The following is an 18268-nucleotide window of genomic DNA, read 5'->3' on the forward strand; positions in this document are numbered from 1 at the left end:
ACTGCAGCCTGGCAGTCGCATGCTGCCGGTTCATGCAGAAATCCAAAACGCCGGCGGGACAGCACCCCCCTCTGTCCTGCCGGAAGGGGGGAGATTGGCGGTTCCGTCGACCGCGCTCTTCCTTCAACGCAGGCGATTGGCGAAAGCGGTGGCGACGTCTAATCTCCCCCCTTGCGGGAGATGGCCGGCAGGCCAGAGGGGGGTGTGACGGAACTCGGCGTCGCAGAGCAACGTAACCGTCCTTCCTTAGAGGCCCGCCCGGAATGACGAATTTCTAGACGCACTGCCCCAACTACGCAGGAACCGAGCGGCCGATGCGCAGGAACCCGCCGTCGAACGGCACCTCCCGCGCTGCCCCGCCGGCAGCGAGGACACGCAGGCGGTCAGGCGCCGATTCCAAGCCGCTCGGCGGCTCCACGTCCGCGGACGGAACCCCACCGATGACATGACGAAACGACACCGACCGCCCCTCGGCGAGTGCAAAGACTGTGGCCACGCCTTCATGCTTCAACCAGTTGTCGCCGAGCGAAGCGGCGTGGCCGACGGCCGTGCGGCCGTCCTCGATGCCGAGCACGCCGACGTGACGGCCGCTCCAGGGCGCGTAGTCGCGGCCGCCATTCGAGAACCACAGCATGGTGACCGGCAGCTCGGCCGGGTTCTTCAGCACCAGAACCAGATCCTGCTCGGCGCGCCGGGCAATCGCCGTCCAGCCCGGGCCGCCGTGATCCGCCTCGACCAGGGTGATGAAATCCTCGCGCCTGTCCTCCATGCGGTAGTCGGTAAGGTCGGTTGTGCCGCCGGCGGTAAGCGGGAATTTTGTGAGGTCGGCGGCGCGAGCCGGATAGGCCAGCATGAAGCGGCCGCGCGCCGGATCGGGCTCCGGCGGCATCGGCGGCGTGACGGCCATGCGCTTCGCAGAGAAGGCGAGCCGACCGCCGCCCGTCATCGCCGTCATCGGATGATGGGCGACGGAAATCGCGCCGGCGCCGCCGGAAAAGACGTGCTCCTGGTAGAGGAAAGGATGGCCATCGCGCAGCGTGAAGACCTTGTCGACAGTGGCGCCCATGACCTTGCGGCGCAGCCGGAAGACGGCGCGCCAGCCGCCGGGAACCGCGCCGTTGTCGACGACGTCCCACTCGCTGTTGGCCGGCCAGCCATGCAGGGGCGCGGTCTCGACGTCGCTGGTGGAGAAAGGCGCGCAGAGGAAATCGCCTGAGAGCCGCACCGTGCCTTCGGGCAGGGTTTCCGGCAGGCTCTCGCGCGGCGAGCCGACCCAGGGCGCGCGGTGCAGGGGCTTCAGGAGGCGGCCTTCGGCCTCGACCTCCATGGCACTGATGTGACCGACGGCAAGATCGAGCGAAACCGAGATGCCCTTTGCGCCGATGGTGAGCATGTCCATGAATGCTTCCCGAATCTTTTCTCGCGGCAGCAAAGCCTGTCCAGCACCGGATACGCAAGCGTGATGGCTGGCAATTTGCATCAGGCTTTTTCGCCCCCGCCAACCTATCCTTCGTCATTCTAGGGCGAAGCAAGGAGCGAAGCGACGCGCGCAGACCCTAGAATGACGAAGGATAGGTCGCCGCTTCACGCGCGATAAAAAATCGCAAGGAGAGGGGAACAGCGCCACGCTGAAAACGACCCTACTGCCTTTTATACTCCCTGACCGGCGACTTGGTGCCATCGGTATAGGTCACCTGCACCGCCATCGATTTCACGTCGTCCTTGATCTTGAGGTAGGGCTGGTAGTCGGAAGGAATCGCATAAGGGTCCTTGGCGTCGCAGGGTGGCATCTTGATCTCCTTGTCGAGCGCAGTTCCGTTCAGGCTGTAATGCACTTGCCTGATGGCGCAGCGGAAGGAGAGCATCTGGGTGAAATAGACCAGGCCGCGATTGCCGCCTGCGTCGAAGGCGATCCACGACGTCCAGAACTGGTCGAGGATCTGCTTGTTGCCCTGCTGGAGCGCCGAATCCGGATCGAAGCGGATGTCGAACGGGCCGGTCTCACGACCGCGGATGTCGAGATATCTGATGCCGATATTGGTCGCCGCGGTGCTGTCCGGCAATTCGAAGCTCGGATTGGGCATCGGCTTGCCGGTGCGCTGGTCGTTCATCGCCAGCATGCCGGTCTCGGTGAACGGGCCATTGGCGCCGAGCCGCCACGAAATCGCCGTCGCCGGCTCGGGCAGCGAGATCGTCATCGACCAGCCGGCGTTGGAGCGCGTCGGCGTCAGCGTCGGCACGAAGCGCGACGGGTCGAGCACGTCGCCCAATGCCGTCAGCCGGGCGCGGCTGCGGTCGAGCCAGTCGGCCAGTTGGGTCTGATCGACGAAATATTTGAGCAGGCCGCCATCCTTCTCGTAGGAAACGAACTTGGTCAGCGCGGTCGCCTCGCTGCGCTTGTCGGCCAGCGTCTGGCTGCCCAGGCGGTCTTCCGAAAACTCCTGCGCCAGGAGAAAGTAAGCCGGCACGTAATCCGGGTTGGCGGCGATGAAGGCGTTGAGCTTGTCGAGCCGCTGGACATCGTCGAACTGCAACAGATGGACGAGCTTAATCGACGGCGCCCTGGCCTTTTCCGCCAGAGAACCCAACACTTCGCGGGCGCCCGCCTTGCCGTCCTGGACCCTGAGCAGCGTGGCAAAGCGCGTATAGGGGTCGATCGCATCGACATCGAAGCCGGCAAAACCAAGATAGGAACGGCGGGCGTTGAGCATGTCGCCGGCCAGCTCATAGACGCGGGCATTATGATAGAATTCGTCCGGGCGCTTCGGATCGGCTATCGTTCCGCCCTGCGCCGCAAGCTGCGCAAAGCCCTTGGCGATGGTGTCGATAGAAGCGGCGATCTGCTCGGTGGTCGCCTGCAGCTTTTCCACCTGCGCCTGCTGCCGTTGCTGGCCTGCGGCCAAAGTGTCGGTGGTCTGCTTGACCGCCTCCACGGTCTTCTGCGTCTCGGTGCCCTGTTGGGTCTGCCTGGTCTGCGTCAGCGCGATCTCTTCGGTCGTCTTCGCTACCGTGTCGGTGGACTTCTTGACCGCTTCGACGGTCTTCTGCGTCTCTGTGACGGTCTTTTCGATCTTCGCCACTTTCTGCGAGACGATGCCCAGCGACTGCTGCAGCTCGGCCACCGCCGGCACGAGGCTGGCGATCACGCCGTTCTGCGAATTCGTTTGCTGCTGGATGCCGTAGACGCCGCCGGCGATTGCCGCCGCGCTGGTGGCGAAGATCAGCGCCGGCATTGCTTTTGCCGCCAGCACCAGGCGCAGCACCATGGCGATGGCGATGATCAACGCCGCGACCGCGGCGCCGAGCGCGATATAGGCGGCGAAGGGTCCGAGCGGGTTGAGCACGTCGCCAATCGCGCCGCTGACAAAGGCGAAGCTCGCCGCCCATTTGCCGGTGCGGCTGAGCGATGCCCGCAGAAGCGAGGTCGTACCCGTGGCGATTTCCGACATTGCCGATTCCCCCAAAGCCAAGCCGCGCGCATATTAACGGAAAGGTGGGGCGGAAGGCAAAACGGGGGTAAGCAGGTGGCCGGCGATTGGCGAAAGCCAAGCAGCATCCGATCTCCCCCGCAGCGCGCACCCCGAAAACCTGGGCAAATGCCTTATTGCCGCCGTTAACCCATTGGACGCGGCATATGCGGTACGTTAGCTTCGCCGCATCTCAGCAACAGCTTTAGAACCGTCTTGCCCCGTCCCTTCCTCATCCTCCAAAAACTCATCGCTGCGATGGCCCTGCTCCTGCTGGTGGCCGGCTGCACCACGGCCGCGCCGCCTGAAAGCGTGCTTGCCGTGCCGGCGCAGCCGCAGAAATATGCGGCGATCGTGGTCGATGCCTCGACCGGCAAGACCTTGTTCGAGGTGAACTCGAGGTCGCAGCGCTATCCCGCCTCGCTGACCAAGATGATGACGCTCTACATGCTGTTCGAGGCGCTGGAGTCCGGCCGCGTCACCAAGCAGACGCAGATTCCGGTTTCCGACCACGCCGCCTCGCAACCCCCGACGAAGCTGCGCTTCCGGCGCGGCGAGACGATCGACGTCGATTCCGCCATACGTGCCATGGTGGTGAAGTCGGCGAACGATGTGGCGGTGGCGGTGGGCGAGTATCTGGGCGGCGGCTCGGAGGACCAGTTCGCCGCCATGATGACCGCCAAGGCGCGCCAGCTCGGCATGACCGCCACCAATTTCCGCAATGCATGCGGCCTGCCCGACGACGGCCAGGTGACCACGGCGCGCGACATGGCGGTGCTGGGCATGGCGCTGGAAAAGCGCTTTCCGCAGCATTTCCACTATTTCTCCGAAAGCGACTTCATGTTCCGCGGCCGGCTGGTGCGCGGCCACAATGACATGCTGGGCCGCGTGCGCGGCGTCGACGGCATCAAGACCGGATACATTCGTGCCTCCGGCTACAACATCGTCACCTCCTACAATGCCGACGGCAGGCATCTGATCGTGGTGGTGATGGGCGCCGACAGCGCGCGCCAGCGCAACAACCATGTCGAAGCGCTGATCCAGCGAAGCCTGGGGCCGACGACAGCCGATGCCGGCCAGCCCAGGCTGATGTATTCCGGGCAGCAGCCGGCTTCGCCCCTGCCCGGCATGGTGCCGCCGGATTCGGCTTTGCCAGGGCTGTCCAAGCCGAATCAGGCGACGCCTGCATCGACGCTGCCGGGCCAGCCGGCGTCGGATCTGCCGTCGCCGGATCTGGCGTCGCCCAGTTCGCCTCTGCTGCCGGCGCAGTAGTATGGCGCGCTCGACGTCCAGCGCCTCGCCGTCCTAGGACCTACCGAACCACCAGCACCGGGATCTGCGTCAGCGACACCACCTCCGCCGTCTGGCTGCCCAGCACAAGGCGCCCCAGCCCGCGGCGGCCATGTGAGGCCATGACGATCAGGTCGCAGGCCTCCGCGGTAGCCACCTCGAGGATCGCCTCGGCGGGGGTGCGGTTCTCGATGTGCAGGGTTTTCGAACCGATGCCCTTCGCATCCGCCTCGGCCTTGCATTTGTCGAGCAGCTCGCGGGCAAATTTGCGCGCGCTTTCCTGGTAATTGGTGAGCTCGTCGGCGGCGACATAGCCGGCCATGGCGCCGCCCCAGGCCAGCGTCGGGAACGGCTCGGAGACGGTGACGAAGACGACAGTGGCGCCGAGCCCCTTGGCCAGCTCAAGCCCGTGGGCGACGCCCTTTTGGGCGAGTTCCGAACCGTCGGTGGCAATCAGGATTGTCTTGTACATGGTGGCGATCCCTCATTTGCGGGGCGCTGCGCGCGGCCCAGGTGGCGGGAGCCTGAACGGTCAGGCCTGATGTCGATATAGTCAGCCTATCAGGCCCGCCACAGGGGCCAGCTTGATCCGGATCAAGGCCAGGCGGCGAAGACGATTGCGCCAGGGGAGATGAGAAATTGCCGACGGCGCTCCCCCTCACCCAGCCTCCGCTTCGCTCGGCTGACCTCTCCTCGAGAGGAGAGGAGATGGCCGGCGTGGGCGCCAGTCTCTTCTCCCAGACGGGAGAAGATGGCCGCGTAGCGGCCGGATGAGGGGCGGGCGCGGCCCTATGCGAACCGGGCAACCCCGCAGCCACCTCCTCCCAATCACAAGAACTTGTTCTGTCACACGAGATTCATACTGACCATGGATATGCCGCGCCGGCTTGGCGTATCGTATCGCAAAGCCTCGAACAGGAGCACCGACCATGGCCAGCGACCCGAAGGCAGCCGCGCAGAAGCAGGCGGACAACGAGAACGACGTCGCCGGCGAATATCTCGAGGCGGAAACCGTGTTGGAGGATGCCCAGCACGGAGCCGACGAGATCCTCGAAGCGCCGGAAGTGCCGGATTCCGAACCGCATGTGCCCGGCCGGATCAAGCCGAAGAAAAAACCCTCGGCGATCAGCGGTCGGAAATTCCGCAAGCGCGACCTGGTGCGGATCGACGACCTGCGGCCCAGCCTTGCCGACCGCATCCGCTCCGACCATCCCGACCTGCCGCGCGGCGCCCGCATCAGCCGCGAGGAGCTCGGCCGCTACCGCATGCGCTACATGGAGGAATTGCTGCAGCAGGAGCACGGCGAGTTCTCCGAGCTCGACCGCCAGGTGGTTGAATCGATCGCGAGACAAGACACGATCTCGGAAAACTCGGAAGAGGAGTTCGAGGAGCACCGCTCGTTCGCCGACCGCGTCTCCGACACGATGGCCGAGTTCGGCGGCAGCTGGTGGTTCCTGATTTCGTTCGGCACCGTGCTTCTGGTCTGGATCGGCGTCAACCTGATCGCCGGCCTGGCGCACGCCTTCGATCCCTACCCGTTCATCCTGCTCAACCTTCTGCTCTCCTGCATTGCCGCCATCCAGGCGCCGGTGATCATGATGAGCCAGAAGCGGCAGGAAGCCAAAGACCGGCTGCGCTCCTTCAACGACTACCGGGTGAACCTGAAAGCCGAGCTCGAAGTGCGCCATCTGCACGAAAAGCTCGACTATTTGATCTCGCGCCAATGGCAGCGGCTGGCCGAAATGCAGCAGATGCAGCTGGATGCGATGCACGAGCTGGCGGGTGCAAAGAAACAGAAGCGGGCGACAAGGGCGGTGAGAAGGAGGGTGGCGAAGGTGGAGGCGGAGGGGTGAGACCCAAGAGCTTGGGTTCCTCGCGCCCAAAAAACGGAGGTCCGAAGGGCGGCGAGACCCGCGGTTTGCTCCGAAACGGTGGGCTCGGCGAAGCCGCGACGTCGAGGGAGCGCCATGTCCGATAGCTATCGGTGAAACAATCAACCCGTCTCAGGCCGCCGCACAATCGCCAATTGGCCGTTGAAGCCACGGCCGGCTTCCGCTATGAAGCCGTGGCTGGCCGGCTCACCGGCCGGTTCGTTTTCCCGGGAAGCACCCGTAGCTCAGCTGGATAGAGCGCTGCCCTCCGAAGGCAGAGGTCACAAGTTCGAATCTTGTCGGGTGCGCCAATTTCTCATTGCATAACAGGTAGTTAGCACTAGGCTTGCTTAGCTGAAGTCGTTCGGGGTTGAGCGGCGTAAGCGCTGAGAACCGCGCTCGGCTGCGGCTTCGCCAGCCTCAATTCGGATTTGGCGGCGTCGCAACTTTGCCTCCCCGAGCGAAACGCCCGAAACGCCTGGCAACCTCGCACATCCCGCTATGAGTGCCTGGACCCGAAACTCGTGATCAGGACGAGGATATCCGGTCGCGCCGGCCAAAGCGGCCAAGGAACCCGCCGCCGATCAGATCGTTTCGCGATATCTGGCCAGATCAACGGACCGAGGAGAGCTCGAAATTCGGCATGCTCGCAGTCGCGCGGTGCCGAATACCGGCCAGTTCCGCCAGTTTTAGGACTTTGGCTCAATGTTGCATGACGTCGACTATGTCCTGCGAAAACTCGATTGGCTGCGCGCCGAAGGCATCTGGCCCAACGGCTTGCGGTATCTTTGGACCGATGCATTCGGCGTCGTGCTCTATGTCTCGCTCTACACAGAAACTGGCGAAGAGCGCTGGCTGGGCGCGGCCGACCGGCTGGTGGCCGATGTCGAGCGTGTGCTCGGCCGCCAGCGCGGATTGAGGATCGGCGAGGCGGCGGATCGCGACGGCCAGTATTTCCATTATCTGGCGATGTGGCTATTCGCCTTGGCGCGTCTCGGCGATCTGAAGCCGGAATACCGCAAGCGCGGCATTGCCCTGGCGCGTGACATTCACCCAGCCTTTGTGATCCCCGGCCGCGGCGTGATCTGGAAGATGCAGGAGGATCTGAGCAGCCCATATCCTGGCTACGGTCTCGGCAGCATGGATGCCTATGACGGCTACGTCTCTTACCGGATGCTCGGTGAGGACGCGCTGGCGGTCGAGATCGCGCAAATGCGCGACCTGATGGAGCGGGATTGGCGCACCCTCGACATCGAGCAGGACCTCGGCCTGGGCATGATGCTGTGGCTCGCCCATTTCTTTCCCGATGAGCCGTGGGCAGAGGCGCAGACGAGGCGTTCGCTGCGAACCCTGGAAACGATGTGGGTCGACCCGCCCGGCTATTTCAGCCGCGCCCCATGGCTGGGCGATACCAAGTTCGCCTTCACCAATTACGGTGTTTCACTCGGCCTGCAGGCCGCCGGTATCTGGCCGGGGCGTATCGACAGGCTGAACGCCTTCTTCGAGGACTGGCGCTCGGGCGACGAATACGACCGCGAGGCGATCACTTGGGTGATGGCCTGCACCTCGCACCTTCCCGGTGCTTTTCTAGCCAGGGGTGGCGAGGGATCGATTGAAAGCGACGAACCCCGGGAACGTTCCTCCGCCGGCCCGGTTGTCGATGGAAGCGCATCGAGACGCGAGGGACGCGGTTGAAATGGCCATTCTCTTAGGACAGCCGGGAAGCTGTTGGGTTGCGGCAGCCACCGCCACCGACTTTCCCCGGCTCGAAGGTTCGCTCCGTGCGGACGCCGTTGTCGTGGGGGCTGGAATTGTCGGCCTGACGACGGCGCTTCGCCTTTGCGAGGCGGGCCGATCGGTGGTCGTCCTCGAAGGCCTGCGTACAGGCGGCCAGGTCACCGGCCGCTCGACGGCCAAGATCACCACGCAGCATGCGCTGATCTATCGTCATCTCATCGACACTGTCGGCCTGGAGTTGGCCCAGGATTACGCCGACGCGAATTCCGCTGGCGCGCAACAAATCCGCGATTGGGTCAACAACCACGCCATCGCCTGCGATCTCGAGAGCAAGGACGCCTATACCTACACGTGCAGTGAAAGCCGGCGCGCGGAGGTCGTGGCCGAGGCGGAGGCCGCGCGCCAGGTCGGACTGGAGGCCGATCTCCTCGATCGCGCGCCGCTGCCTTTCGAAACGACCGCAGCATTACGGTTTCCCGACCAGGCGCAGTTCAATCCAACGATGTATCTGATTGGCTTGGCGGCAGCGGTGACAGCCCATGGTGGTCGTATCTTCGAAAACAGCCGCGCCACCTCGATCGACGAGGCAAGCCGCTGGCGCGTCGTCACCGATGGCGGCGCCGTTGATGCCGGGGACGTCATCGTGGCCACCAACATGACGGTGAAGAGTCCCGTCGGCATGGCGAACCGGACGCAACCGCGCTGCCACACCGCCATGGCCTTTCGGATCGATGATCCCCGCCCTGTCGACGGCATGTTTATCGGCATCGACGATCCGACGCATTCCATTCGCACGGGCCGTGATGCCGAAGGTCCACTGCTGGTCGCGCTCGGCCCCAAATTCAACACTGGCTGGGATGGCGACGTGGCGCGGCGGTTCATCGAACTGGAAAAATGGGCGAGAAAGAACCTTCCCGTCGGTGACGTTGCGTGGCGCTGGTGCAATGAGGACTATGACACGGCCGACAGGATCCCATACGCCGGCGAACCCGATCCCACCAAGGCGGCCGGCTTCCACATTGCCACGGGTTTCAACGCCTGGGGCATCACCAACGGAACGGTTGCGGGCACGATGATCGCCGACCTGATCTGCGGCCGCCCAAGCCGATGGCAAAAACTCTACGATCCGGCGCGGCCCTCTCCCGAGGACTTCCACAAGAATGGCCGCAGTCAATCGATCGTCTCGAGCACGCACGATATCGCGCCTGGCATGGGTGGCGTGATCGTCAGGGGAGACGAAAAGATTGCGGCGTGGAGAGACACCGAAGGAGCACTCCGGGCGGTTTCGGCGACCTGCACCCACAAAGGCTGCACCGTATCCTGGAACAATGCCGACCGCACCTGGGATTGTCCCTGCCACGGCTCGATCTTTGCCGCCGACGGCTCGGTCATCCACGGCCCCGCCCGAAAACCGCTTGCCCAGATTGCATTGTGAAAGCGGCAGTTGTGAAGGCGGCGACCAATGCCGCCGGCCTCATGCTGGCCGTTCGTAGGTTCCGACCAACTCCGTCTCCTGCAATGCGTGTTTCTGGGCTTGCTTCCAGATTTGATGCACGCCCGCCTGTCCCGGTACGCCGAGGCTCGGTACATCGAGCGCGGCCAGCCGAAAGTGGTAATGGTGGACGCCATGCCCCGCAGGCGGCTGCGGTCCATCGTAATTGGCATTGCCGAAATCGTTGGTGCCTTGCCTGAGTGCCGACGGACCGGGCTTGCCATCTTCGGCTTCGGCAAGTCCGCCGGCATCCGGCGGTATATTGAAGACCGCCCAGTGCCCGAACGTCCCGCTTGGCGCATCGGGATCCTGCACGACTAGAACAAGGCTCTTGGTACCGTCAGGAACACCGGACCACTTCAGCGGCGGCGAGACGTTCTGGCCGTCGCGCGCGTACTTTTCGGGAATTTTTCCGCCTGCCGGGAACGCCGGGCTGATAAGGGTGAGTGGCATTGCTATTTCCCCAGGAGATTGCGACCGAGAAACCCGCGCCGGCGCCGTTCACGCCGCTTGCTGAGCTTCGGCGACCCGTCTGATCTCTCCTGGCAGGGAGTCCCAGACCTTGTGCATCTGTCCTTCTTCGACATGATGGGCAAGCACCTTGGACACGGCCCTGAATGCATCCTCGGAATCGAGCGGGCGGATGAGCTCTAGCTCCGCCTTGATCTTGGCTAGAAACTCGTCGAGCGACCGCACCTTCTCGGGAGCTTTGGAGGGCTGATATCGGTCATAGAAGGCGCCACGAACCAGAATCGGCAATTGCGAGCCGAGGTGGGCTGCAAGATCCGGCTGTATACGGTCGCGCAGGGCGTGCAGCACCGCTCCGAGAACGTGCCAGGCGACCTGCCGATCCGGTCCAATCTCGTCCATGATCTCGTCGAGCCAGATGTTTGTGGTCTGCAGTGTCTTGTCGAATACGTCGAGTCCGGTGGCGTTCATCGAAATCTCCTTCCGTTCAAATCCGACTAGGTGGATTGACCAAACAGGCGTGCTGGGCCGTTGTTCCGCGATGGCATGTCCCGATGCGCATTCCTGTCGGCTGTCGAGCTTCCGAAGAACCCCGCTGCAAGGACAAGACACGCCGCATAGACGTCAAAGCGCGATAGTGGCCAACTGAAGGCTGCCTGAGCAGGGGACGTTCAGCCCCGACGGAGGAGAACGCATGCCAGCAACCGCTCAGGCGAGCGTTTAGAGCGGTTCAGCGTTTCACGGAATCCCCAAACCGCTCCAAGTTTTGGTTTTAAGCAATTCCGGAGCGAAAACCGCTACGCACTTTTCCTGGAATTGCTCTAACGCCGGGGATCGTCCGTCGCCTCGGAAATGCCTTCGAGGGCGATCTTGGCGGCTTCCTCATCGGTCCGCCCGAGGTCAGCCAGAGCAATGACGCCGACGAGACGCTTGTCACGGTTGATCACCGGAAGACGACGCACCTGATGCTTTGCCATGATCTTCGCCGCATCGGTGATATCGACGTCATCGAAGCACCAATGGACATGCTCAGACATGACCTCGCGAACGGTCGTGTTGCCGGCTGAGCGCTCCTCGGCGACGCCGCGCATCACAATGTCGCGGTCTGTCACCATGCCGACCAACCTGTCATTCTCGCCGACCGGAAGGGCGCCGAGATTGTCGGCCCGCATTTTCCTGGCGGCATCCCTGATCGTCGTGTTCGGGCCGACCAGTTCGGTCCGACGGCACATGATCTCCTGAACTTGCATGGGATGTTCCTCTCTCTGATTGCTGAGGCGCCAAACCGCCTCCTGCTGCGCATCGGAGATCGCCAAGCGCCCGGAGCACGGATCGCGGTCTGCTCGATCCGCGCGCCAACGCGCCTCCCTCGCGATCGAAACTATTCCTGGAACGTCGAGACAGCGAGCGAGTTCCAAAATGATACCGGTGCCGCGGTCATCTCACGAGAGTGGCCGCAGGCTGAAAGGATATGCACCGGGAAAACAGATGCACGGGGATCGAAGGTCATGGCTGCCATCTTTACAGATCGCCGCGAGGCCGGACGGCGACTGGCCGGGGAACTCGTTCGCTTTGCCGGGCGCGACGACGTCATCGTATTGGCGCTGCCTCCCGGCACCTTGGACGAAGTCGCGGATCTCGCGGCTCAATGGTTCTTGCGCCATCTGATTTCGGACAGATCGGCGTCGAGGTTCTGACAGTCGGGGCTTGGATCACCGGTCCCGGGATCATTTGCACCGGCCCGTGAATGGCATCGGTCATTTCCCATGCATGGCCGCCGGATGTCTGCAGATGCTGTCTTAAGGTGCCAGTCGAGCACGGGCTGGGGAATGCGCTGCGTGCATTCGTTGTTCACGGCCGTAATCCGGATTCTACCTGGCTAGCACGAGTGATTTCGATCCCAGTGGAAATCTGATCAGGAGAAAAGCCATGGATTGGCAGTTGCCCGAGCGGTTCGACTTCAACGGTGATGAGATCGCCTGGGGCGTCATTGGCGAAGGGCCGCCCGCGGTCGTCATGCATGGCTCGCCATTCTCTTCGCTCGAATGGCGGCGGATCGTGCCATGGCTCGTGCGGCATCGACGGGTCTTCTACTACGACATGCTCGGCTATGGACGCTCGACCAAGCCCGAGGGCGACGTCCTGCACGGCACTCAGAACAGCCTGTTCGCGGCACTCGTAAACCATTGGGGTGCCGAGCAGCCCGATATCGTGGCGCATGACTTCGGTGGCTCGGTGGCGCTGCGTGCGCATTTGCTTGACGGTGTCGACTACCGCAGCCTCATATTGATCGACCCGGTCGCGATCAGCCCGCAGGGTTCAGCGCTGGTGCAAGCGGCGAAAGCGCATGGAGAGGTGTTCGCGAGACTGCCCGCCTATGTCCATGAGGCCATGCTGCGCGCGTATATCAGCGCGGCGGTCAAGCGCACTTTGGCTGAGGAGGAGATGCGGCTCTATCTCGATCCCTGGCTTGAGGAAGAGGGGCAGAAGGCGTTCTGGCGCCAGATCGCTCAAATGGACGACAAATACAGCGAAGAGGTCGAATGGCGCTATGGCGAGATTCGCTGCCCAGTGACGATCCTGTGGGGCGCTGAAGACGAGTTCATCCCGCTGAAGGATGGGGAGGAACTCGCGAGGCGTATTCCAAACGCGTCATTCACGGTTATCGCCAACGCCAAGCACCTCGTCCAGGAAGACGCGCCCGAAGCAATCGTTGCCGCGGTGCTCGACGTCTGGCATCAGCACGCGTCAGGTTCGGGACTGTCGGCAGCAGCGCATAATAGCAATCGTTGAGCGGCACCCTCTTCGTCATCGTTCGAAGGACGTGCCCGGCACTGATTCCATGCAAAGCAGTTCGCGGAGTCCGTTGAGGACACATTCAAACGGGAACGCGATCAGACAGAAAGCGGCGCCAGCCGCCGAATGACGAGATGTCGGAAGCGCCCAGCAAGCCCACGGATTCCACCAGGAAGCCTTTGGCGCTGCTGCCGTCGTCAAGCTCTATGTTGCCAATGCCCAGCGGCGGCGGGATGGCGGCCACGAAGTGGCCGAAGGCCTCGGCAGGCAGCCGCCAGACCTCCACCTCGATCGCAGTGCCGCCGCTCTCCACACGGACCAGTCCGGGCTTGGGCGTGTCCTGGCCGGCGAGCTGGTAAAGCTTGTATGAAGAAGCCGTCCTCGTCGCCCGGCAGAACCGGGCACCGGCCTGCTTGAGCTGGCCATTGAGCGGCATTCCCGAGAGGTGAGCGCCGACCACCACCAATTCGATCGTGCCGTCTTCGGCCGACGCGCCGACAGGCTGCACGCTCGGCTGGCGCCAGCCGGTCGCGCCGAGGGTGAGACCGCTCGCGGCATGGAGATCGCGCGCGATGGACGCCACAAGGCCGTCCAGTCCGGCGGCCGCAAGCAGTGTCACGCTCATCGGCAGGCCGTCGTCGCGCGTGCCGGTCGGCACGGCGATGCCGCACATGTCGAGCAGGTTGACAAAATTGGTGTAGGTGCCGAGCCGGCTGTTGGTCTCGACCGGATCGGCGAGCACGGCGGCGGTGGTGTAGTGCGTCGGCGCGGTCGGCACGCAGAACAGGTCGACCGAGGCGATGAGCGGGGCGAGCTTGGCCCGGTAGGCCTGCAAGGCATAAAGGCCGCGGAAAGCGTCCGCCGCCGACAGCTTCCTGGCGCCGCCGATGATCTTGCTCGTCACCGGATGCATGGCGGCTTCGTTGGCTTCCATGAAATCGCGGATCGCAGCATAGCGTTCGGCCACCCAGGCACCCTCATAGAGAAGGTTGGCGGTGGCGTAGAAATCGCCGAACGGGATTTCGACCAGCCGGCAGCCGAGCCGCGACAGCATGGCGAGGGAGGCCTCGAAGCCGGCCTGCATGGCCGCATCGCCGAAGAATTTCCAGTCGGCTCTTGCCGGGATGCCGACGCTCGGCACAGGCGGGCGAGCGGCGAGCGGCCGGACGGCGATGTCGCGCGAATAGGGATCGGCCGCATCGCGCGCTGCCGCGACGCAGAACACTTCATAGGCGTCGTCGACGGTCAGCGCGAACACCGACACGCAGTCGAGCGTGCGGCAGGCCGGAACGACGCCGCCCGTCGACAACGCGCCGACGGTCGGCTTCAGCCCGACGATGTTGTTGAGGCCGGCCGGGATGCGGCCGGAGCCGGCGGTGTCGGTGCCAAGCGCGAAGGAGACGATGCCGCGCGCCGTCGCCACCGCCGAGCCCGAGGAGGAGCCGCCCGGCACCAGCTCCGCGTCGATGGCGTTGCGCGGGATCGGCCAAGGCGTGCGCACACCAACGAGGCCGGTGGCGAACTGGTCGAGATTGGTCTTACCCACGACCAGCGCGCCGGCGGCCTTGAGCCGCGCCACCACGGTGGCGTCCTTGTCGGGCCAGTAGGTGTATTGCGCGCAGGCCGCCGTCGTCGGCATGCCGGCGACGTCGATGTTGTCCTTGACGGCGAAGGGAATGCCCCACAGCGGTTTTGCCACCGGGTCGAACGGGCCGAGCGCTTCGGCCGCGGCAAGCAGATCCGCCCTGGCGGCGAGATGGATGAAGATGCCCGGATCGTCGGCAGCCTCGATGCGGGCATAAATCGCCGCGATCACATCGCCAACGCCGACACCTCCACGATAGGCGGCGCGCAGGCTCGCTATGTCGAAGTGGACATCACTCATTTCGTCTCCCCCAGAATGATCACCGGCAGGTCCCATTGGATCAGCACGACACAGCCGTCCTTCGTCCACACCGAATGCTCGGTTCCGACCGGATTGAGGATCACGCTGCCGGCAGGATAGTCGCCGTTCTCGTCGCTCTGGGTGCCTTCCAGCACGACGATGGTCTCCAGCCCGACATGGCGATGGCGCGGCACGCTGGCGCCCGGCCGGTATTTCAGGATCGCGACCGACGGCTCGACCGGCCCACCCTTCAGCAGCCAATGCACGCCGATGCCGTCTCGGAAAGGCTCGAACGCCAGATCGCGCCAGCCGCCGTCGAGCAGGCCGGCAAAGGCAAGATTAGGCATTGGCAATTCCCTCGAGCACCTGGTCGGTCGTCGCCGTCCAGCCGACGATGGCGCCCTGCGCCCTGATCATGGCGATCGCCGCCGCCTTGAACTCGGGAAAATAACTTTCCGTGGCGTCCTCGGCGAGCAGGCACTCATAGCCGCGATCGTTGGCCTCGCGCATCGTCGTCTGCACGCAGACTTCGGTGGTGACGCCGGCAAAGACGAGCTGCTCGGCGCCGAGCCTTTTCAGGTCATCGCCGAAGGAGGTCGCATAGAAGGCGCCCTTGCCTGGCTTCTCGATGACGATCTCGCCGGGCAGCGGCGCAAGCTCGTCGAGGATCGCGGTGCCCGGCTCGCCGGCGATCAGCACGCGGCCCATCGGCCCGGCATCGCCGATACGAACCGACGGATTGCCGCGGTTGCGCTTGGCCGGCGGCAGGTCGGAAAGGTCGGGCCGGTGGCACTCCATCGTGTGGATCACCGGAAGGCCGGCGGCGCGAAAGCCGTCGATCAACCGCTTCACCGTCGGCACGATCGCGGTCACCCGGCTGACGTCGTTGCCGAGGCTGGCGCCGAAGCCGCCGGGCTCGGCGAAGTCGCGTTGCATGTCGATGACGACCAGCGCCATGGTCCGCGGCTTGAAGGCGAACGGAAATGGCTGCGCTGCGATTTCCGCCATTAGTGATGTCCCGCCATGTGCTCGCCGATGGTCTGCACGCTAGCCTGCGCGATCGGCGTCTCGTAGACCAGCGCGCCGTCCGACATGACGAAGATGCGGTCCGAGAGCTCGACCAGTTCGTCGAGATCCTCCGACATCAGAAGCACGGCGGCACCGGCATTGCGCGCCTGCATGATGCGGGCGCGGATTTCGGCCACGGCCGAGAAGTCGAGGCCGAAGCACGGGTTGGAGACGATCAGAAGGTCGACCTTGCCGGTGAGCTCGCGGGCAAGCACGGCGCGCTGCACATTGCCGCCCGACAGCGAGGCGATCGGCGAGGCAAGGGATGCGGTCTTGACCTTGAACTGCTCGACCAGCCTGGCGCTGAATGCCCTGATGGCGCCGGCACTAATCCAGCTCACCGGTTTGCCGTTGGCGTCGATATCGAAGGTGCGGAAAGAAATGTTTTCGGCCACCGTCATTTTCGGCGCGCAGGCATTCTTCAGCGGCTCCTCGGGAATGAGCCGCACATTGAGAGCGCGCGCCTCGGCCCGCGTTGCCGCATAGGCGGCGCCGCGCACCATGACCTCGCCGGCATCGCGGGGGCGCTGCCCGGCCAGCACTTCGAGCAATTCCTTCTGGCCGTTGCCGGAAATGCCGGCGATGCCGACAATCTCGCCGGCACGCACGCCGAGATCCTCGATCCGGATCGACTTCAACCCGGTGCGGTCCGGCGCCTTCAGCGCCTTGACCTTGAGGACGATCTCGGCGTCCGGCCTGGGCTCGGCGCGGCTGTCGAGGACCGCGATCGGCTGGTCGCCGATCATCATCGCCGCCATGGCTTTGCGGTCGAGGTCGACGACGCGGCCAGTGCCGGTCAGCCTGCCCTTGCGCAGCACGCTGACATCGTCGGCGAATGCCGTCACCTCATGGAATTTGTGCGAGATCATCAGCACCGTCAGGTTGCCGGCCCTGGTCATGGCGCGCACCAGTCCAAGCACTTCCTGCGCCTCGCCGGGGGTAAGCACGGAGGTCGGCTCGTCCAGCACCAGGAAGGAGCGGCCGAGATAAAGCTGCTTGATGATCTCCAGCTTCTGCTTCTCGCCGGCAGCGAGCTCGGCCACCTTGACGTCGAGCGGCAGCTTGAACGGCATTCGATCCATGAACATTGCAAGCTCGCCGCGCTCCTTGCGCCAGTCGATCACGCCGGGAACCTTCTCACGCGAAATGACCAGATTCTCGGCGCCGGTGAGCGAGGGGACAAGCGTGAAATGCTGGTAGACCATGCCGAGGCCGAGCGCCGAGGCGTCCCTGGGGCTGGCGATCGCCACCTCGCGGCCGTCGACGAGGATGTCGCCGGCGGTCGGGTGATAGAAACCCATCATGCATTTGACCAGCGTCGACTTGCCGGCGCCGTTTTCGCCAAGCAGCGCGTGGAACGATCCGGCCGGCACCTTGATCGAGACGTCGCCCAACGCCGTGAAGGCGCCGAAACGCATCGTCATGCCGATGGTCTCGACGCCGACGGCCTTGTTGCCGGTGATCGCGCTCATCCTGGCCTCCTTACGGCAGCTGGGCGACGAAGGGCGCCGAGCTCGACACCGCGCCGAAGACGCCGCCCTGCATCTTGATCATCTTGATCGCGGCAAGATGATTGCCGTAGTCGGTCGCGCCGCAGCAGTCCTCCAGCATCACGCATTCGAAGCCGCGGTCGTTGGCCTCGCGCATGGTGGTGTGCACGCAGACATCGGTGGTGATGCCTGTGAGCACGATGTTTTCGATGCCGCGCTGGTTGAGGATCAGCTCCAGGTCGGTGGCGCAGAAGGAGCCCTTGCCGGGCTTGTCGATGATCGGCTCGCCCTCGGCCGGGTAGAGGTCGGGGATTATGTCCCAGCCCGGCTCGCCGCGCACCAGGATGCGCCCGCAGGGGCCGGGATCGCCGATGCCGGCGTTGATGCGGCGCGAGCGCCAACGCTTGTTGGCGGGCAGGTCGGCGAGGTCGGGGCGGTGGCCCTCGCGGGTGTGGATGATGGTGTAGCCTTTCGCGCGCATGGCCGACAGCACCGACTTGATCGGCTCGATCGGTGCGCGCACCAGCGACAGGTCGTATCCCATATGGTCGACATAGCCGCCCGGCCCGCAGAAATCGGTCTGCATGTCGATGACGATCAACGCCGTGTTGTCGGGGCGAAGCTCGCCATTGTAGGGCCACGGATACGGGTCGGCGTCGATATAACGCTGGGTGATTTCGGCTCTGGCGTTCATGGCAAAAACT

General features: G+C 64.3%; 16 protein-coding genes, 1 tRNA gene and 1 pseudogene. 7 read left to right on the top strand and 11 right to left on the bottom strand.

The genetic code is table 11. The annotated features are described in order from the left end of the window. Nucleotides 1-292: 292 nt before the first annotated feature. Together LB515_RS19050 and LB515_RS19055 are read right to left on the bottom strand one after the other, a co-directional pair. Nucleotides 293-1399: a hypothetical protein gene (locus tag LB515_RS19050; RefSeq protein ID WP_224708622.1), complete on the bottom strand. Its 1107-nt coding sequence runs from the start codon at nucleotides 1397-1399 to the stop codon at nucleotides 293-295. A gap of 241 nt (nucleotides 1400-1640) precedes the next feature. Further along, a complete protein-coding gene (locus LB515_RS19055) occupies nucleotides 1641-3449 on the bottom strand; it encodes a methyl-accepting chemotaxis protein (RefSeq protein ID WP_224637978.1) in 1809 nt (602 codons plus the stop codon). Nucleotides 3450-3725: 276 nt separating this feature from the next. Between LB515_RS19055 and LB515_RS19060 the strand changes: the two are divergent. Further along, a pseudogene (locus LB515_RS19060) lies at nucleotides 3726-4574 on the top strand (D-alanyl-D-alanine carboxypeptidase family protein); the annotation flags it as partial. 205 nt (nucleotides 4575-4779) lie between these two features. On the opposite strand, the gene LB515_RS19065 reads toward LB515_RS19060, so the two are convergent. Continuing rightward, nucleotides 4780-5229, bottom strand: a complete 450-nt coding sequence (locus LB515_RS19065; RefSeq protein ID WP_224629609.1) for a universal stress protein — start codon at nucleotides 5227-5229, stop codon at nucleotides 4780-4782. A gap of 457 nt (nucleotides 5230-5686) precedes the next feature. On the opposite strand from LB515_RS19065, the gene LB515_RS19070 reads away from it, so the two are divergent. The 4 genes from LB515_RS19070 (at nucleotide 5687) to LB515_RS19085 (ending at nucleotide 9800) form a co-directional block, all read left to right on the top strand. Beyond that, nucleotides 5687-6610, top strand: a complete 924-nt coding sequence (locus LB515_RS19070; RefSeq protein WP_224609617.1) for a DUF1003 domain-containing protein — start codon at nucleotides 5687-5689, stop codon at nucleotides 6608-6610. Nucleotides 6611-6862: 252 nt separating this feature from the next. Next, a tRNA-Arg gene (locus LB515_RS19075) sits at nucleotides 6863-6939 on the top strand. Between the two features lie 394 nt (nucleotides 6940-7333). Beyond that, entirely contained in the window at nucleotides 7334-8323 is a 990-nt protein-coding gene (locus LB515_RS19080) for a hypothetical protein (RefSeq protein WP_224708624.1), read from the top strand. A gap of 1 nt (nucleotide 8324) precedes the next feature. Beyond that, on the top strand, nucleotides 8325-9800 hold the full coding sequence (locus tag LB515_RS19085) for an FAD-dependent oxidoreductase (protein WP_224708699.1): 1476 nt from the start codon (nucleotides 8325-8327) through the stop codon (nucleotides 9798-9800). A gap of 39 nt (nucleotides 9801-9839) precedes the next feature. Here the strand turns inward: LB515_RS19085 and LB515_RS19090 are convergent, their stop codons facing one another. The 3 genes from LB515_RS19090 to LB515_RS19100 form a co-directional block, all read right to left on the bottom strand. Beyond that, nucleotides 9840-10310 carry a YbhB/YbcL family Raf kinase inhibitor-like protein gene (locus tag LB515_RS19090; RefSeq protein WP_224708625.1) on the bottom strand — a complete coding sequence of 157 codons (471 nt, stop codon included), beginning with the start codon at nucleotides 10308-10310 and terminating at the stop codon, nucleotides 9840-9842. A gap of 48 nt (nucleotides 10311-10358) precedes the next feature. Next, nucleotides 10359-10796 carry a DUF2267 domain-containing protein gene (locus tag LB515_RS19095; protein ID WP_095768073.1) on the bottom strand — a complete coding sequence of 146 codons (438 nt, stop codon included), beginning with the start codon at nucleotides 10794-10796 and terminating at the stop codon, nucleotides 10359-10361. A gap of 350 nt (nucleotides 10797-11146) precedes the next feature. Continuing rightward, nucleotides 11147-11575, bottom strand: a complete 429-nt coding sequence (locus LB515_RS19100; RefSeq protein WP_224708626.1) for a CBS domain-containing protein — start codon at nucleotides 11573-11575, stop codon at nucleotides 11147-11149. Nucleotides 11576-11833: 258 nt separating this feature from the next. Here LB515_RS19100 and LB515_RS19105 point away from each other — a divergent pair, with 258 nt between their 5' ends. Next, on the top strand, nucleotides 11834-12022 hold the full coding sequence (locus LB515_RS19105; RefSeq protein WP_224708627.1) for a hypothetical protein: 189 nt from the start codon (nucleotides 11834-11836) through the stop codon (nucleotides 12020-12022). A 232-nt stretch (nucleotides 12023-12254) separates the two neighbouring features. Continuing rightward, the gene (locus LB515_RS19110; RefSeq protein ID WP_224708628.1) at nucleotides 12255-13118 is read left to right on the top strand and encodes an alpha/beta fold hydrolase; all 864 of its coding nucleotides are present in this window, start codon (nucleotides 12255-12257) and stop codon (nucleotides 13116-13118) included. An 85-nt stretch (nucleotides 13119-13203) separates the two neighbouring features. Here the strand turns inward: LB515_RS19110 and atzF are convergent, their stop codons facing one another. From atzF to LB515_RS19135, 5 genes are read right to left on the bottom strand one after another with little or no spacing between them, the layout of a single operon-like run. After that, nucleotides 13204-15006 carry an allophanate hydrolase gene (gene atzF / locus LB515_RS19115; RefSeq protein ID WP_224708629.1) on the bottom strand — a complete coding sequence of 601 codons (1803 nt, stop codon included), beginning with the start codon at nucleotides 15004-15006 and terminating at the stop codon, nucleotides 13204-13206. Next, entirely contained in the window at nucleotides 15003-15353 is a 351-nt protein-coding gene (locus LB515_RS19120) for a cupin domain-containing protein (RefSeq protein WP_224608202.1), read from the bottom strand. Before LB515_RS19120 ends, atzF begins: the two co-directional genes overlap by 4 nt. Beyond that, nucleotides 15346-16014 (bottom strand): cysteine hydrolase family protein, encoded by a 669-nt coding sequence (locus tag LB515_RS19125; protein ID WP_140655605.1) that lies wholly within the window; start codon nucleotides 16012-16014, stop codon nucleotides 15346-15348. The genes LB515_RS19120 and LB515_RS19125 overlap by 8 nt, the downstream gene beginning before the upstream one ends. Continuing rightward, nucleotides 16014-17546, bottom strand: a complete 1533-nt coding sequence (locus LB515_RS19130) for an ABC transporter ATP-binding protein (protein WP_224708630.1) — start codon at nucleotides 17544-17546, stop codon at nucleotides 16014-16016. The genes LB515_RS19125 and LB515_RS19130 overlap by 1 nt, the downstream gene beginning before the upstream one ends. A 10-nt stretch (nucleotides 17547-17556) precedes the next feature. Continuing rightward, nucleotides 17557-18258, bottom strand: a complete 702-nt coding sequence (locus LB515_RS19135) for a cysteine hydrolase family protein (RefSeq protein WP_224708631.1) — start codon at nucleotides 18256-18258, stop codon at nucleotides 17557-17559. Nucleotides 18259-18268: the final 10 nt, after the last annotated feature.

The organism is Mesorhizobium sp. CA15 (assembly GCF_020165215.1).
In the GTDB taxonomy this organism is placed as follows: domain Bacteria; phylum Pseudomonadota; class Alphaproteobacteria; order Rhizobiales; family Rhizobiaceae; genus Mesorhizobium.

Coding starts and splice junctions, on each gene's coding strand:
- LB515_RS19055 (WP_224637978.1), bottom strand. CDS start 3,449: ATGTCGGAAATCGCCACGGGTACGACCTCGCTTCTGCGGGCATCGCTC.
- LB515_RS19135 (WP_224708631.1), bottom strand. CDS start 18,258: ATGAACGCCAGAGCCGAAATCACCCAGCGTTATATCGACGCCGACCCG.
- LB515_RS19110 (WP_224708628.1), top strand. CDS start 12,255: ATGGATTGGCAGTTGCCCGAGCGGTTCGACTTCAACGGTGATGAGATC.
- LB515_RS19095 (WP_095768073.1), bottom strand. CDS start 10,796: ATGAACGCCACCGGACTCGACGTATTCGACAAGACACTGCAGACCACA.
- LB515_RS19090 (WP_224708625.1), bottom strand. CDS start 10,310: ATGCCACTCACCCTTATCAGCCCGGCGTTCCCGGCAGGCGGAAAAATT.
- LB515_RS19125 (WP_140655605.1), bottom strand. CDS start 16,014: ATGGCGGAAATCGCAGCGCAGCCATTTCCGTTCGCCTTCAAGCCGCGG.
- LB515_RS19050 (WP_224708622.1), bottom strand. CDS start 1,399: ATGGACATGCTCACCATCGGCGCAAAGGGCATCTCGGTTTCGCTCGAT.
- LB515_RS19100 (WP_224708626.1), bottom strand. CDS start 11,575: ATGCAAGTTCAGGAGATCATGTGCCGTCGGACCGAACTGGTCGGCCCG.
- atzF (WP_224708629.1), bottom strand. CDS start 15,006: ATGAGTGATGTCCACTTCGACATAGCGAGCCTGCGCGCCGCCTATCGT.
- LB515_RS19130 (WP_224708630.1), bottom strand. CDS start 17,546: ATGAGCGCGATCACCGGCAACAAGGCCGTCGGCGTCGAGACCATCGGC.
- LB515_RS19120 (WP_224608202.1), bottom strand. CDS start 15,353: ATGCCTAATCTTGCCTTTGCCGGCCTGCTCGACGGCGGCTGGCGCGAT.
- LB515_RS19080 (WP_224708624.1), top strand. CDS start 7,334: ATGTTGCATGACGTCGACTATGTCCTGCGAAAACTCGATTGGCTGCGC.
- LB515_RS19070 (WP_224609617.1), top strand. CDS start 5,687: ATGGCCAGCGACCCGAAGGCAGCCGCGCAGAAGCAGGCGGACAACGAG.
- LB515_RS19085 (WP_224708699.1), top strand. CDS start 8,325: ATGGCCATTCTCTTAGGACAGCCGGGAAGCTGTTGGGTTGCGGCAGCC.
- LB515_RS19065 (WP_224629609.1), bottom strand. CDS start 5,229: ATGTACAAGACAATCCTGATTGCCACCGACGGTTCGGAACTCGCCCAA.
- LB515_RS19105 (WP_224708627.1), top strand. CDS start 11,834: ATGGCTGCCATCTTTACAGATCGCCGCGAGGCCGGACGGCGACTGGCC.